The organism is Pantoea agglomerans (assembly GCF_020149765.1).
Taxonomy (GTDB): Bacteria; Pseudomonadota; Gammaproteobacteria; order Enterobacterales; family Enterobacteriaceae; genus Pantoea; species Pantoea alvi.
Window position 1 is genome coordinate 3,207,191 of sequence record NZ_CP083809.1, and the last position, 14,716, is coordinate 3,221,906.

Genomic DNA, 14,716 nt, shown 5'->3' on the forward strand with positions numbered 1-14,716 from the left:
CGAAACCCGCCGGGGCAGTATAATAAGCCGTTCAGACGTCTATACATCCGTCCCGCATGTTGGCACAATACGTGACAACAACGCAACAGAGATTTCACAGACAATGCAAACACTCCACACCACTAGCTTACAGGTTCGTGACAGTCAGCTCTGGATCCTCGACCAGCAGGCGCTGCCGCAGCAAAAAAACTGGCTACCGGCGCACGATGTCGCGCAGCTGGTCGGGCATATTCACGCCCTGCGCGTGCGCGGCGCGCCGCTGATCGGCCTCTCCGCCTCGCTGCTGCTGGCGCTGCTGGCCGAGGCGGGCGCCAGCCGCGACGCGCTGGCGCAGGCGCTGGAGGTGCTGCGCGCCGCGCGCCCCACGGCGGTCAACCTGATGAACAATCTCGATCGGATGAAGGTGGCGCTGGCGCAGGTGGATTTCGCCGCCGCGCTGGGTCAGGAAGCGCTGCGTCTGGTGGAGGAGGATCGCCAGCTGTGCGACAACATCGCCGAGGCGGGCAGCGCGCTGGTGAAGCCAGAGAGTCGCCTGCTCACGCACTGCAACACCGGCGGACTGGCGACGGCGGGCGTCGGCACCGCGCTGGGCGTTATCGCCCGCGCGCATCAGCAGGGCAAGGTGGCGAACGTCTGGGTGGGCGAGACGCGTCCGCTGCTGCAGGGCGGACGCCTTACCGCCTGGGAGCTGGGCGAGCTGGCGATCCCCTTTCAGCTGATCACCGACTCGATGGCGGCCAGCCTGATGGCGAGCGGCCAGGTCGATGCCGTCTGGGTCGGCGCGGACCGCATTGCGGCCAACGGCGACGTGGCGAACAAGATCGGCACCTACAGCCTGGCGGTGCTGGCGCATTACCATCAGATCCCGTTCTATGTCGCCGCGCCGCACACCACGCTGGATCGCCAGTGCGCCAGCGGCCGCGATATTCCTATCGAGCAGCGCGCCGCCAGCGAAGTGACCGGCGCAGCGGGCAGCTTTGGCAGCGTGCAGTGGGCACCGGAAGCGGCAGCGGTCTGTAACCCGGCGTTCGACGTGACCCCAGCGGCGCTGATTAGCGGCTGGGTGCTGGATACCGGCGTCATCGTGCCGGAGGCGGTTAAGGCGGGCGCGTTTCAGCCCTGACAGGGCGCGCCTGGCGCGCCCGTCTGGCGTGACTACGGCAGGCGCGGATAGGCGTCGGCGATGGTGTCGCCGGTGAAGTGCGCCACCCAGCCCTCCTGATTATCGAAGATGCGGATGGCGGTGAAGTTGGGCGAGGATCCCATATCAAACCAGTGCGGCGTGCCTGCCGGCACCGAAATCAGATCGTTTTTTTCACACAGGATCTGGTAGACCTGGCCGTCGAGATGCAGGCAGAAAAGGCCCGCGCCCTCGACAAAAAAACGCACCTCATCTTCGCCGTGGGTATGTTCAGAGAGAAACTTCTCGCGCAGCGCCTCTTTTTGCGGATGGTCTGCGCGCATGCTGATCACATCCCAGCTCTGATAGCCCTTCTCCGCCACCAGCCGATCGATGGCGTGCTGATAGGCCTCGATCACTTTGGCCGGCTCTGGATTGTCACCTAAATCGCGATCCGCCGCCCAGCGCTCAAAGCGCACATTTTTTGCATTCAGCCGCTCGCGGATCATCTCCGCGTCAGTGCTGTGCCACACCGGCAGCGTGGCTTCGGTATCGGTAAAAATGGTCAATGCGCTCATGCTAAAACAACTCCCGAAAAGGTGTTCACCTGATGATGGCGGCTTTCGCTGTCTGCGGGGCCGCGAATTAACTGCACGGTATTCCATCCGGCTTCCGCTGCCGCATCCAGCTCCTGACGAATGTCGGAGAGGAACAGCAGCTGCTCAGCGGGCAGGCCGGTTTGTTCGGCGATATTGCGGTAGGAGGCGGCCTCGCGCTTGGCGCCGACGCGCGTGTCGAAATAGCCGCTAAACAGGCCGGTAATATCTCCTTCATCACTGTAGCCAAATAACAGTTTTTGCGCCGCAACCGAGCCGGAGGAATAGACGTAAAGCTGAATTCCCTGCTCTCGCCAGGCGCGCAGCACGGGCGCAACGTCGGGATAGAGATGGCCGGTAAAGCTGCCGTTTACGTAGCCGTCGCGCCAGATCATCCCCTGCAGCGCTTTCAGTCCGGTAGATTTGCGATCCTCATCCATAAAGCCCAGCAGGATCTGCGTTACGGCGTCGAGATCGGCCTGCGGCTGCCCCGCCTCGGCGCGCACCGCCTCAAGGGCTGCGCTGACGTCAGGATCCGCATGCTGCGCGCGGATAAAGGCGGCGAGATGTTCACGCGCGTAGGGGAAGAGCACGTCATGCACGAAGCGAATATCGCTGGTCGTGCCTTCAATATCGGTAACGATGGCGCGGATCATTGGGCCTCCAGCAGGCGACGTTGGCGTTCGCATTCAAATAAAAATTCCAGACCTTCCAGATGACGGCGCGCCTCGCCCACGTCCTGCCCCCAGCAGGTCAGGCCGTGACCGCGCAGCAGAAAGCCGTAGCGCAGCGGGTTGCTATGGGCATACGCCTCAATGCGCTGCGCCAGCGCGTCGATATCCTGATCGTTATCAAACAGCGGGATTGCCACGCTGTCGAGGTGGCTACGCTGCCCCGCCAGCGATTTCTGCATCTCGTAGCCGGTCAGCCGCAGCGCATCCCCCTTCTCAACGCGCGACAGCACCGTTGCGTTCACCGTATGGGTATGCAGCACCGCACCCGCCTCGGGGAAGAGCCGGTAGATCAGGGTATGCAAGGCGGTTTCCGCCGAAGGCCTGCGCCCGGACGGCGCGCGGCTGGAGGCGATCTCCACCTGAATAAAGTCATCCTGCGTCAGGCTGCCTTTATCTTTGCCCGACTCGCTGAGCAGGCAGAAGCGGGCATCCTGGCGAACGGACATATTGCCGCCGGTGGCGGGCGCCCAGCCTTTGGCGCCAATCCAGTGGCAGGCTGCCACCAGCTGGTCGAGCGGAGAGAGTGCAGACATAGCGTTTCAGGCATCCTGTAAGGTCGGTTTTAGACGTCTAAGCGTCTCGATTGCCAAATACTAACATCCTGTTTATAGTGGCTTCAACACAGGGTTACTCCGCAATGACATTCGCGCTTAAGGCAATCAACCATGACGCAGCCCAACCTGACGCCGGAGAGTAAACTTCCCGCTCTCGGCACCACCATCTTCACCCAGATGAGCGCGCTGGCGCAGCAGCATAACGCCATCAACCTTTCGCAGGGCTTTCCCGATTTCGACGGACCGCGCTATCTGCAGGCGCGCCTGGCGCATCACGTCAGCCAGGGCGCGAACCAGTATGCACCGATGACCGGCGCGCTGCCGCTGCGCGAGGCGATCGCCGAAAAAACCGCCGAGCTGTATGGTTATCGCCCCGACGTTAACAGCGATATCACCGTGACCGCTGGCGCCACCGAAGCGCTCTATGCGGCGATCACCGCGCTGGTGCGGCCGGGCGACGAGGTGATCTGCTTTGACCCGAGCTACGACAGCTATGCCCCTGCCGTTGAGCTGTCGGGCGGCGTGCTGAAACGCATCGCGCTGCAGCCGCCGGGCTTTCGCGTCGACTGGCCAGCTTTCGCCAGCCTGCTCTCCAGCAAAACCCGCCTGGTGATCCTGAATACGCCGCACAATCCCTCCGCCACCGTCTGGCATAACGCTGATTTTAACGCGCTGTGGCAGGCGATCGCCGGACAGGAAATTTACGTGCTGAGCGACGAAGTCTACGAGCATATCTGCTTTGACGAGGCGGGCCACGCCAGCGTGCTGGCGCACCCGCAGCTGCGCCAGCGCGCCGTCGCCGTCTCCTCGTTTGGCAAGACCTTTCATATGACCGGCTGGAAGGTGGGCTACAGCGTCGCGCCCGCCGCCATCAGCGCCGAGATCCGCAAGGTGCATCAGTATCTGACCTTCGCGGTTAATACGCCCGCCCAGCTGGCGATCGCCGATATGCTGCGCCACGAGCCGCAGCACTACCGCGAGCTACCCGCCTTTTATCGCGCGCGCCGCGACCGTCTGGCGCAGGCGCTGGAGAAAAGCCGTTTTAAAGTCTTGCCCTGTGAAGGCACCTATTTTCTGCTGGCGGACTACAGCGCCATCTCCGACCTTGACGACGTCAGCTTCTGCCAGTGGCTGACCAGAGAGGTGGGCGTGGCGGCGATTCCGCTCTCGGTGTTCTGCGCCGGGCCCTTTCCCCACAGGCTGATCCGCCTCTGCTTCGCCAAACAGGAAGCGACGCTTGACGCCGCCGCGGAGCGCTTATGTCAGATTTAAAGATCACCGTTCTGCAGGAAACCCTGCACTGGATGGATGGCGAAGCGAACCTGCGCCATTTCGACGCCGTGCTTGAGGGCGTGACGGGCCGCGATCTGATTCTGCTGCCCGAGATGTTCACCACCGGCTTCGCCATGGAGGCGGCGCAGCGTTCGCTGCCACAATCGCAGGTGGTGGAGTGGCTGCACAAACACGCCGAGGCGAGCAACGCCCTGGTGGGCGGCAGCGCGGCGATTCAGACGCCGCAAGGCGCGGTGAATCGCTTTCTGCTGGTGGAGCCGGACGGCACGCTGCACCAGTATGACAAGCGCCACCTGTTCCGCATGGCGGACGAGCATCACCACTATCTGCCGGGCGAGACGCGCGAAGTGCTGAGGTGGCGCGGCTGGCGCATTCTGCCGCAGATCTGTTACGACCTGCGCTTCCCGGTCTTCTCCCGCAACCGCAACGACTACGACCTGGCGCTCTATGTGGCAAACTGGCCGGCACCGCGCGCCCTGCACTGGCAGGCGCTGCTGCTGGCGCGCGCCATTGAGAACCAGGCCTACGTCGCGGGCTGCAACCGCGTCGGCAGCGACGGCAACCAGCATCACTACAGCGGCGACAGCCGGATTATCTCGCCGCTGGGCGAGATCCTCAGCGAAGCCGAGCCCTTTGCCCAGGCGCGGCTCAACGCCACCCTGTCGCTGGAGACGCTGACCGCTTATCGCGAGCGCTTTCCCGCCTGGCGCGACGCCGATGGGTTTACGCTGACGCCGTAACCCACCTGCAAAAAAAAGCCGCAGCGGTCAGGCTGCGGCTTTCTCATTTTTACGCTTAGTACGATCAGATATCGAAGCGGTCCAGGTTCATTACCTTCGTCCAGACGGCCACGAAGTCGGTCACGAACTTCTGCTGCGCATCGCTGCTGGCGTAAACTTCCGCCAGCGCGCGCAGGATGGCGTTAGAACCAAACACCAGATCGGCGCGGGTCGCGTGGTACTTCACTTCGCCGCTCTGACGGTCGCGCCCTTCAAACAGCTCTTCGCTCTCGTCGGTCGCGCGCCAGGCGGTGCGCATATCGAGCAGGTTGACGAAGAAGTCGGTGCTCAGCACGCCGGGGCGATCGGTAAAGACGCCGCGGTCGCTGCCGTCGAAGTTGGTGCCCAGCACGCGCAGACCACCCAGCAGCACCGTGAGTTCCGGTGCGCTCAGGGTCAGCTGCTGCGCTTTATCCAGCAGCAGCGTTTCGGTCGATGAACCGCCCTGCACGCGACGATAGTTACGGAATCCATCGGCCAGCGGCTGCAGCAGCGCAAAAGATTCCACGTCGGTCTGATCCTGACGCGCATCAACGCGGCCCGGCACAAAGGGAACCTGCACCGCGGCACCCGCGGCGGCGGCGGCCATCTCCACCCCGACGTTACCCGCCAGCACAATCACATCCGCCAGCGACGCCTTACCGGACGCCTTCTGGATCGCCTGCAATACCGGCAGCACATCCTGAATCACGCTGGCGTTGACCGGCCACTCTTTCTGCGGAGAGAGCGCCAGACGCGCGCCGTTGGCGCCGCCGCGTTTGTCACCGCCGCGGAAGGTCGATGCGGACGCCCAGGCCACGGAGACCAGTTGGCTGACGCTCAGGCCAGAGGCGGCAATTTTCGCCTTCAGCTCGCTGATGTCGCTGGCGTCTGGCTGGTGGATCGCCGCAGGCAGCGGATCCTGCCACAGCAGATCTTCTTTCGGCACTTCCGGCCCGAGGTAGCGCGCTTTCGGCCCCATATCGCGGTGGGTCAGCTTGAACCACGCACGCGCAAAGGCTTCGTTAAACGCCTGCGGATCGTTAAGGAAGCGGCGCGAAATTTTTTCAAACTCAGGATCGAAACGCAGCGTCAGGTCGGTCACCAGCATGGTCGGCTTGCGTTTTTTCTCTGGATCGAAAGGATCGGGAATAATCGCTTCGGCATTGCTCGCTTCAAACTGAATGGCGCCCGCCGGGCTCTTCGTCTGCACCCACTCATATTTGAACAGGTTCTCGAAGAAGTAGTTGCTCCACTGGGTCGGCGTTTGCGTCCAGACCACTTCCAGCCCGGAGGTAATGGCGTCAGCGCCTGAGCCGCTGCCGTAGCTGCTCTGCCAGCCGAAGCCCTGCGCTTCAATCGGCGAGGCTTCCGGGTCAACGTCGAGGTGGCTGGCCGCGCCGGCACCGTGGGTTTTACCCAGCGTATGCCCACCGGCGATCAGCGCCACGATCTCTTCATCGTTCATGCCCATATTGCCAAAGGTGGCGCGAATAGCAGGCGCAGCCGAGGCGGGGTTACCGCTCGCTTCCGGCCCTTCCGGGTTAACGTAGATCAGGCCCATTTCGGTCGCGCCCAGCGGGGCGTTGGCGAGGCTTTCCGGATGGCGGTGCGCCAGCCATTCGGTTTCGTTACCCCAGTCCACATCCATATCCGGCTCCCACACGTCTTCACGTCCGGCACCAAAGCCAAAGGTACGGAAGCCGGCGTTCTCCAGCGAGACGTTACCTGCCAGGATATAGAGATCGGCCCAGGAGATTTTCTGGCCATATTTTTGCTTCACCGGCCACAGCAGACGGCGCGCTTTGTCGAGGCTGACGTTATCTGGCCAGGAGTTAAGCGGCGCAAAGCGCTGCTGGCCGCGACCTGAGCCGCCGCGACCGTCAACGGTGCGGTAGGTACCGGCGCTGTGCCAGGCCATACGGATAAACAGGCCGATATAGCTGCCCCAGTCGGCTGGCCACCAGGACTGCGAATCGGTGAGCAGCGCGCGGATATCCGCTTTCAGCGCTGAATAGTCGAGCTTGCTGAACTCTTCGCGGTAGTTGAAATCTTCGCTGAGCGGGTTGGAACGGCTGGAGTGCTGGTTTAACAGATCCACGCGCAGCATGTTAGGCCACCAGTCGCGGTTGGTGGTACCGCTGCCGGCACCGCGCGCCAGTACGCTTTTCTCTTCAGAGGCGCCGTGGTGGAACGGACATTTGCCGGCGTCAACGCCGCTCTCGCTCTGACTTTTTTCCTGCGACGCGCCATGGGGAAAAGGGCATTTACCTGCGGCGTTATTGTTATCTTCGGGCGTGCTCATTATCGGCTCCGTTGGCTCTTGGTTACCGGATTACAATAGCGGCACCGCTAAGCAAACTCTATCTGGAAAGACCAACGGTTTTGATAGCCGTTAGCTTTCAAATTTAGCTACCGCGATAGGTAGACCACGACCAGGGCGAGATCAGGAAAGGCAGGTGAAAATGGCTGCCCGCCTCGGCGATAATAAAGTCGATCTGCGCGGAGACGTAGAGCGCATCGCGCCCGTCCGCCGCAAAGTAGTCGCCAATTTCGGCGGTCAGCCGGTAGTGGCCCGGCGTCAGGGGCGCCGGGGTTAAATCGCCGATGCGTCCGTCGCTGTCCGTCGCGCCTTCGGCCACCGGCAGCCAGCCCTCCGGGCTGTTCTGCTCAAGAGAGATTGCGACGCCGACCGCCGGTTTGCCCAGCGCCGTGTCGAGAATATGGGTCGTAATGGTGCTCATGTCAGGCTCTCCTTCAGACGCAACAGGGTAATCTCCCGCAGCTGCTCCAGCGCTTCGCGCGCTTCAGTGGTGTCGTCATTTTCCAGCCGGCGCTGAAGCTGCGCCAGCATCTCCTCGCCGCTGCGCCCTTTGGCGCGGATCAGAAACACGCGGCCAAACCGCGCCTCATAGGCCTGATTCCCCGCCTGCATCGCCAGCGTCAGCGCCGCGTCGGCGTCGCCCATAGCGGCCTGCTCCTGCCGCGACAGCGCCGCCTCTTTATCCGCGCCGCCTGCGCGTTCGCCGATGCGCGGGTGGGCGGCGAGCGCCAGGGCAAGATCGTCGCTCGTCCACTCCTGAGTCAGCCGCTCCGCCTCCGCCATCAGCGCTGCCAAAGAGGTAAAAGCCCGCGCGGCGATCAGCGCCTGCTGCCAGCGCGGGATCGCTACGCAGTGGGCAATGGCGGCCTGCGCCGCCGTCGCGGGCAGCGCGTTAAAGGTGGTCAGATTCATGGCGCGCCCCGCTGCGCCAGCTGGCACACGGCGTGCAGATAAGCGCGCACCGCCAGCGCCACGTCGCTCGTCATCACCGCTTCCGCCGGATGGTGGCTGATGCCGCGCTCGTTGCGCACAAAGAGCATGCCGACCGGCCAGCGCTCGGCGATAGCGATAGCGTCATGGCCCGCGCCGCTCGGCAGCGCCAGCGCGCGGCCCTGCACCGTCTCGACGGCGCTGCTCAGCGCCTGCTGGAGCTGGCTGTCGCAGGCGGTGGCGCTGATGCGGTAATACTCTTCCGCGTCAAAACGCAGCCCGCGCCGCAGCGCAATCGCCTCGCCCTGGGTCAGCAGGCTCGACAGCAGCCGCTCCAGCGGCAGATCCTGCGGGCCGCGCACGTCGAGCGACAGCGTGACCTCGCCGGGAATAACGTTGACCGCGCCGGGGGCGCAGTTCAGGGTGCCGACCGTCGCCACCAGCTGCGGATCCTGCTCGCGCGTGGTCGCCTCGACAAAGACCATCCACTCCGCCGCTGCAGCCAGCGCATCTTTACGGTGGGTCATCGGCACCGTGCCCGCATGCCCCGCCTCACCGGTAAAGCGGCAGCGCAGGCGGCGCGCGCCGTTGATGGCGGTGACCACGCCCAGCGCCAGCCCTTCCTGCTCCAGGCAGGGCCCCTGTTCAATATGCAGTTCAAGATAGGCGACGATGGCGTTAAGGTCACGGGCGGCGCGCGGGATCGCCCCGGCATCCAGCCCAACATCCGCCATCGCCTGGGCGACGGTAATCCCGTTGCCGTCGGGATGGGTGGTCCAGCTCTCTGGCCAGCTGCCGGCGATGCCGCGGCTGCCGAGCAGGGTTATGCCGAAGCGCGTGCCCTCTTCATCGCCGAAGCCGACAATCTCCACCGCCAGCGGCAGTCGCTGCCGCTGCTGGTGCAGCCACTGCACGGTCTCAATTGCGGTCAGCACGCCGAGCATGCCATCGTAGCGGCCGGCGTTGCGCACCGTGTCGAGGTGGGAGCCGAGCAGCAGCGCGGGGGCGCCGTCGCTCGCCCCTTCGTAGCGGCCGCAGATATTGCCGACCTCATCCTGCCAGACGCGCATGCCCGCCTGCGCCATCCACTCGCCGACCTGCGCGTTGGCGCGCAGATGCTCCGGCGAGAGATAGACGCGCGTCAGCTGATCGGGCGATTCGCTGATCGCCGCCAGCGCGTCGCAGCGCGCCATTACGCGTTCGGCAGCCAGCTGCGCCTCAGCGGCGTTCATCATCATGCGCGGCTCCCGTAGTGATCCCAGGCGGCCTGCATCGCTGCGCCCTGGGTGGCGCGGAAGCCAACGTGCGTCAGCACCGCCTCCAGCGCCGCCAGCGTGGTCATTACGCAATCTTTGCGCGCGTTGAAGCCCATGGTGCCGATGCGCCACACTTTGCCGTGCAGCGGACCGAACGAGGTGCCAATCTCGATGCCGAAATCGTTCAGCATCAGCTGCCGCACCTGGTCGCCGTTGACGCCCTGCGGAATAATCACGCCGAGCACGTTGTTCATCTTGTGCTTCAGATCGCCGAAGGTTTCCAGCCCCATGCCCTGAATGCCCTTCAGCAGCGCGTCGCCGTGCAGCTTGTGGCGCGCGATGCCTTCGTCCAGCCCTTCCTGCAGGATCAGCCGTGCGCACTCGCGCGCGCCAAACAGCGCGGTGGTCGCCTCGGTATGGTGGTTGAGGCGCTCCGGCCCCCAGTAGTCCATGATCATGCCGAGATCGAAATAGTTGGAGTAGATCATCTCCTCTTCACCATCCTGATGGGCGGCGGTGCGGATCCCCTCTTCAACGCACTTGCGTCGGCGGATCGCCGCCTCCATCTGCGGGCTTAAGGTGATCGGCGACGTGCCGGACGGGCCGCCGAGGCATTTCTGCATGCCGGCTGAAACCGCATCCAGGCCCCAGGCGTCGGTCTCCAGCGCGTTGCCGCCGAGCGACGCGGTGGCGTCGGTGTAGAAGAGCACATCATATTTTTTGCAGATCGCCCCCAGCTCCGCCAGCGGTTGCAGCATGGTGGTCGAGGTGTCCCCCTGCACCGTCAGCAGCAGGCGCGGCTTCACGCGCTTAATCGCATCTTCGACCCGATCCGGCGTAAACACTTCACCCCAGGGCACCTCGATGGTGTGTACCTCGGCGCGGCAGCGGCGGGCGATCTCGCACAGCAGATGGCCGAAACGGCCGAATACCGGCACCAGCACCCGATCGCCGGGACGGATCGCCGACAGCAGGATCGCCTCGATCCCGGCGCGCGAGGTGCCATCGATCAGCATCGTCCAGCGGTTTTCGGTGCGGAAGACGCCGCGATAGAGTTCCATCACCTCATTCATATAGTGGGTCATCGCCGGATCGTACTGGCCGATCAGCTGGGTCGACATGGCGCGCAGCACGCGCGGATCGGCGTTGATTGGGCCAGGCCCCATCAGCAGGCGCTGCGGCGGATTGATTTGCGGGTAGCGGTTTTCCATGTTGATTTCCTTACTAAATTAGAGTCGCACCGAGGAGATGAACTGCTTCAGCTCCGGCGTCTGCGGCGCGGCGAACAGGGTTTTGCTGCTGCCCTGCTCCCAGACGCGCCCCTGATGCATAAAGACCACGCGATCGCCGACGTCGCGGGCGAAGTTCATCTCGTGGGTGACCAGAATCAGCGTCATGCCTTCGGCGGCGAGCTGCTCCAGCACTTTCAGCACCTCGCCCACCAGTTCGGGATCGAGCGCCGAGGTAATCTCGTCGCACAGCAATACTTTTGGGTTCATCGCCAGCGCGCGGGCGATGGCGACGCGCTGCTGCTGGCCGCCGGAGAGGCTGGACGGATAGTAGTCGAGGCGCTCGCCGAGGCCGACTTTCTCCAGCATCTGCGCCGCCAGCGCGCGGCACTCCGCCTCGCTTTTCTTTAATACGCGGCGCGGCGCCAGCATTACGTTTTCCAGCGCGGTCATATGTGGAAAGAGATTAAAGTTCTGGAACACCATGCCGACCGAGCGGCTGATCTCACGCGCCTGGCTGTCGCGGTCGGTAATGGTCATGCCGCCCAGCTTAATGCTCCCCTCCTGATAGCCTTCCAGCCCATTCATGCAGCGCAGCAGCGTACTTTTACCGGAACCGCTGCGGCCGATAATGGAGATCACTTCGCCCATCTCGATATCGAGATTGACGCCTTTCAGCACGTGATTGTCGCCGTAGTACTTCTGTACCTGATTAATGGTGATGAGCGGCATGGAATTTTTTCTCCAGGTACTGGCTGTAGCGGGACAGCGGATAACACATCAGGAAGTAGCCCAGCGCGACCAGGCCAAACACCTTAAACGGCTGATAAGTCACGTTGTTCAAAATGGTGCCGGCTTTGGTCAGTTCGATAAAGCCGATAATCGAGGCGAGCGCGGTGCCCTTAATCACCTGCACCGCGAAGCCGACCGTTGGCGCGATAGCGATGCGGATCGCCTGCGGCGCGATCACCCGGCACAGCGTCTGGCCGAAGCCGAGGCCGAGACAGCGCGACGCCTCCCACTGCCCTTTCGGCAGCGCGCGAATGCTGCCGAACCAGATATCGAGCAGAAAGGCGCTGGTGTAGAGCGTCAGGGCGAGCGAGGCCGCCGTCCAGGGCGCAACGTCGATGCCAAACAGCCCGACGCCGAAGAAGGCAAGAAACAGCTGCATCAGCAGCGGCGTGCCCTGGAACAGCTCGGTGTAGCAGCGGATCAGCCGCGTCAGCCACTTACGCTGCAGCAGGCGCAACAAGAGCAGCGGCAGCGTTACCAGCGTGCCGCCGACAAAGGCGGTCAGCGACAGCAGCAGGGTCCAGCGCGCCGCCAGAAGCAGGTTGCGCAAAATGTCCCAGTCGGTAAAGGTCGTCATCATGCCTGCGCTCCAAAGCATTTTCGTCCCAGCGCCAGCAGCACCTGACGCATGGCGATCGATAACAGCAGATAGATCAGCGTGGTCACCAGGTAGACCTCGAAGCTTAAAAAGGTGCGCGACTGGATCAGGTTGGCGGCGAAGGTCAGCTCTTCATAGGAGACCTGCGATACCACCGAGGAGCCGAGCATCACGATAATGCACTGGCTGACCAGCGCCGGATAGATACGCTGCAGCGACGGCGGCAGCACCACGCGCAGAAAGGTTTGCGCGCGGGTGAGGCCCAGCACGCGCCCCGCTTCCCACTGCCCTTTCGGCGTCACCTGAATGCCGGCGCGGATAATTTCGGTGCTGTAAGCGCCGAGGTTAATCAGCATCGCCAGCAGCGCCGCCTCGCCCGCCGTCAGCTTCAGCCCCAGATTGGGCAGGCCGAATACGATAAAAAAGAGCTGCACCACGAACGGCGTGTTGCGGATGATCTCAACGTAGAGGCCCCACAGGCGGCTGGCCCAGCTCGCTTTGCCGCTGCGCAGCGCCGCGCCGAGGATCCCCAGCCCAACGCCGCCGACGGTGGCCAGCACCGTCAGCTGGATCGTGACCCACAGCCCGGCGAGCAGCTCCGGCCAGTAAGGCCAGAGCGCAGGGAAATTAAGTTGCCCGAGCATAGCGCGACCTTATGCGCCGAGGCTGGCGGGCAGCGGCGCTTTCAGCCACTCTTCCGACAGTTTATTGAGCGTGCCATCTTTGATGCCCTGCTCAATCAGCGCGTCGACCTTCGCCTTCAGCGCCGGCTCCTCTTTTTTCAGGCCGATAAAGCAGGGCGAATCTTTCAGCATAAATTGCGCGACCGGCGCTTTTTGCGGGTTCTGACGGGCGATTGCCGCCACGACCAGGTTGCCGGTCGCCACATACTCCACCTGCCCGGAGAGATAGGCTGACAGCGTGGTGTTGTTATCTTCATAGCGTTTTACCTGCGCATCTTTCGGCGCAAGGCTGGTTAGCACCATATCTTCCACTGCGCCGCGCGTAACGCCGATGCTCTTGCCGCTCAGCGCCGCCGCATCTTTCAGCGTCTCGCCTTTCGGGCCGAAGACGCCGAGGAAGAACGGCGCATAGGCGCGGCTGAAGTCGATCACTTTTTCACGCTCCGGGTTTTTCCCCATACTGGAGATCACCAGATCGACCTTATCGGTTTGCAGATAGGGCACGCGATTGGCGCTGGTGACCGGCACCAGCTGCAACTTAAGTTTCATCTGTTTCGCGAGGTATTTCGCCGTATCGATGTCGTAGCCCTGCGGCTGCAGATCGGTGCCGACCGATCCAAACGGCGGGAAGTCCTGCGGCACCGCGACGCGCAGCACGCCTCGCTTCTCAATATCCTGTAGCTGATCTGCCAGCGCACTGCCGGTCTGAACCATAAGTAACGCCGCTGCCGCCACCGCCATTAACGCTTTTTTCATTATGCACCCCGGTAAGTTGACCTGAAACAAAAGATTCTTGTAAATGTGATTTGCAACTAATGTGCCAACCACGGCGGCGGTGGGTTTAGCGGCAAAAAGGGCTATTTTAAGGAAGAAAGGCGGCGTGTCGCCGCCTGGTGTGCAGGGATCAAAATGAGGCAAAGCACCAAAAAGGTGCTCTTTAACGGTGCTCCAGCTCCTCCAGCTGCTGATAGAGATCGGCGATCTGGTGAATGCGCTGGCGGCCTTGCGTCAGCATTTCATGCAGCAGCGCATTGGTCAGCAGATTAATCAGGCTCATCGCCGAGGCGTAGCTGTCGAAGGCCGATACGCTGTCGAGCGGCGCGCAGAGCTGCCAGCGCGCCAGGCCGCTCATCGACTGCGCCTGCGGCTCGCACAGCGCCAGCAGCGGGATCTGCCGCTGCTGCAGCTGCTGCATCAGCGGGCGGATCAGGCGCGGACGACGGCGAAACGCCATCACCACCACCATATCGTCGGGGGTGATATCGACCACCTCTTCCGCCAGCGTCTGGCCCGGCTGCGGCAGGACCATAACGTCCCCGCGCGCCTGCAGCAGCTGCTGGCGCAGGTGCAGCGCCAGCGGCCAGGAGTTGCGCATGCCGATAACGAAAATGCGCTTCGCCTGGGTCATCTGCTGCACCGCCTCGCCGAACTGCTGCGCGTCAAGCGCGTTGACCCACTGCGTCAGGTTTGCCATCTCCTGCTTGTAGTGGCGCGCCAGCAGTGTGTTGCCCTGCACCGCGTCGCGGTTATCGGTAAGCGGCATGCCGCTCTGGCGCAGGATGCGCAGCTCGTCGCGCATATCTTTATATTTGTCATAGCCCAGCCGGCGAAACAGGCGGCTGACGGTCGCCTTCGAGACGCCGCTGAGCCTCGCCAGTTCGGCGCTGTTATAGCTGATTAGATCGTCGAAATGGTCAAAGACGAAATCCGCAATGCGCTGCTCCTGCGGCGAGAGCTGCGGATAGTGGCTTCTGAGTCGTTCATCAAGCTGTTTCATGCGTCGTCCTGTAACTTTCGTTTCAGCAGAAGCTAGCATAATTCGATCCAGGTTACCGCCGCCGTGCGCGATG

Annotated in this window: 16 protein-coding genes; 3 read left to right on the plus strand and 13 right to left on the minus strand. The window is 63.1% G+C overall.

Going from position 1 to position 14,716, the window contains the following annotated elements:
- Positions 1-103 precede the first annotated feature (103 nt).
- Positions 104-1,123 carry an S-methyl-5-thioribose-1-phosphate isomerase gene (gene mtnA, locus LB453_RS18085; RefSeq protein ID WP_103795233.1) on the plus strand — a complete coding sequence of 340 codons (1,020 nt, stop codon included), beginning with the start codon at positions 104-106 and terminating at the stop codon, positions 1,121-1,123.
- Positions 1,124-1,155: 32 nt separating this feature from the next.
- Here the strand turns inward: mtnA and LB453_RS18090 are convergent, their stop codons facing one another.
- Genes LB453_RS18090 through LB453_RS18100 form a run of 3 tightly spaced genes read right to left on the minus strand, consistent with a single transcriptional unit; the run spans position 1,156 to position 2,983 of the window.
- On the minus strand, positions 1,156-1,698 hold the full coding sequence (locus tag LB453_RS18090) for a 1,2-dihydroxy-3-keto-5-methylthiopentene dioxygenase (RefSeq protein ID WP_103795234.1): 543 nt from the start codon (positions 1,696-1,698) through the stop codon (positions 1,156-1,158).
- Positions 1,695-2,372 (minus strand): acireductone synthase, encoded by a 678-nt coding sequence (gene mtnC / locus LB453_RS18095; RefSeq protein ID WP_103795235.1) that lies wholly within the window; start codon positions 2,370-2,372, stop codon positions 1,695-1,697. Before mtnC ends, LB453_RS18090 begins: the two co-directional genes overlap by 4 nt.
- A complete protein-coding gene (locus LB453_RS18100; RefSeq protein ID WP_103795236.1) occupies positions 2,369-2,983 on the minus strand; it encodes a methylthioribulose 1-phosphate dehydratase in 615 nt (204 codons plus the stop codon). Before LB453_RS18100 ends, mtnC begins: the two co-directional genes overlap by 4 nt.
- A gap of 132 nt (positions 2,984-3,115) precedes the next feature.
- Between LB453_RS18100 and LB453_RS18105 the strand changes: the two genes are divergently transcribed.
- Positions 3,116-4,276 carry a pyridoxal phosphate-dependent aminotransferase gene (locus tag LB453_RS18105; RefSeq protein WP_103795237.1) on the plus strand — a complete coding sequence of 387 codons (1,161 nt, stop codon included), beginning with the start codon at positions 3,116-3,118 and terminating at the stop codon, positions 4,274-4,276.
- Complete coding sequence (locus tag LB453_RS18110) at positions 4,264-5,037, plus strand: amidohydrolase (protein WP_103795238.1); 774 nt, start codon at positions 4,264-4,266, stop codon at positions 5,035-5,037. Before LB453_RS18105 ends, LB453_RS18110 begins: the two co-directional genes overlap by 13 nt.
- Before the next feature lie 64 nt (positions 5,038-5,101).
- Here LB453_RS18110 and katG read toward each other — a convergent pair whose 3' ends face one another.
- The 10 genes from katG to hpxU form a co-directional block, all read right to left on the minus strand.
- Positions 5,102-7,360 (minus strand): catalase/peroxidase HPI, encoded by a 2,259-nt coding sequence (gene katG / locus LB453_RS18115; protein ID WP_103795239.1) that lies wholly within the window; start codon positions 7,358-7,360, stop codon positions 5,102-5,104.
- A gap of 103 nt (positions 7,361-7,463) precedes the next feature.
- Positions 7,464-7,799, minus strand: coding sequence for a hydroxyisourate hydrolase (gene uraH / locus LB453_RS18120; protein WP_103795240.1), 336 nt, complete (start codon positions 7,797-7,799; stop codon positions 7,464-7,466).
- On the minus strand, positions 7,796-8,290 hold the full coding sequence (gene uraD, locus LB453_RS18125) for a 2-oxo-4-hydroxy-4-carboxy-5-ureidoimidazoline decarboxylase (RefSeq protein ID WP_103795241.1): 495 nt from the start codon (positions 8,288-8,290) through the stop codon (positions 7,796-7,798). The genes uraH and uraD overlap by 4 nt, the downstream gene beginning before the upstream one ends.
- A complete protein-coding gene (hpxK, locus tag LB453_RS18130) occupies positions 8,287-9,546 on the minus strand; it encodes an allantoate amidohydrolase (RefSeq protein ID WP_103795242.1) in 1,260 nt (419 codons plus the stop codon). Before hpxK ends, uraD begins: the two co-directional genes overlap by 4 nt.
- Positions 9,543-10,775, minus strand: coding sequence for a pyridoxal-phosphate-dependent aminotransferase family protein (locus LB453_RS18135; protein ID WP_103795243.1), 1,233 nt, complete (start codon positions 10,773-10,775; stop codon positions 9,543-9,545). Before LB453_RS18135 ends, hpxK begins: the two co-directional genes overlap by 4 nt.
- Positions 10,776-10,793: 18 nt before the next feature.
- Complete coding sequence (locus LB453_RS18140) at positions 10,794-11,525, minus strand: amino acid ABC transporter ATP-binding protein (RefSeq protein ID WP_103795244.1); 732 nt, start codon at positions 11,523-11,525, stop codon at positions 10,794-10,796.
- Positions 11,506-12,162: an amino acid ABC transporter permease gene (locus LB453_RS18145; RefSeq protein ID WP_199187307.1), complete on the minus strand. Its 657-nt coding sequence runs from the start codon at positions 12,160-12,162 to the stop codon at positions 11,506-11,508. Before LB453_RS18145 ends, LB453_RS18140 begins: the two co-directional genes overlap by 20 nt.
- The gene (locus LB453_RS18150) at positions 12,162-12,827 is read right to left on the minus strand and encodes an amino acid ABC transporter permease (protein ID WP_103795246.1); all 666 of its coding nucleotides are present in this window, start codon (positions 12,825-12,827) and stop codon (positions 12,162-12,164) included. The genes LB453_RS18145 and LB453_RS18150 overlap by 1 nt, the downstream gene beginning before the upstream one ends.
- A 9-nt stretch (positions 12,828-12,836) precedes the next feature.
- A complete protein-coding gene (locus LB453_RS18155) occupies positions 12,837-13,622 on the minus strand; it encodes a transporter substrate-binding domain-containing protein (protein WP_103795247.1) in 786 nt (261 codons plus the stop codon).
- Positions 13,623-13,803: 181 nt separating this feature from the next.
- Complete coding sequence (gene hpxU / locus LB453_RS18160; RefSeq protein WP_103795248.1) at positions 13,804-14,643, minus strand: MurR/RpiR family transcriptional regulator HpxU; 840 nt, start codon at positions 14,641-14,643, stop codon at positions 13,804-13,806.
- Positions 14,644-14,716: the final 73 nt, after the last annotated feature.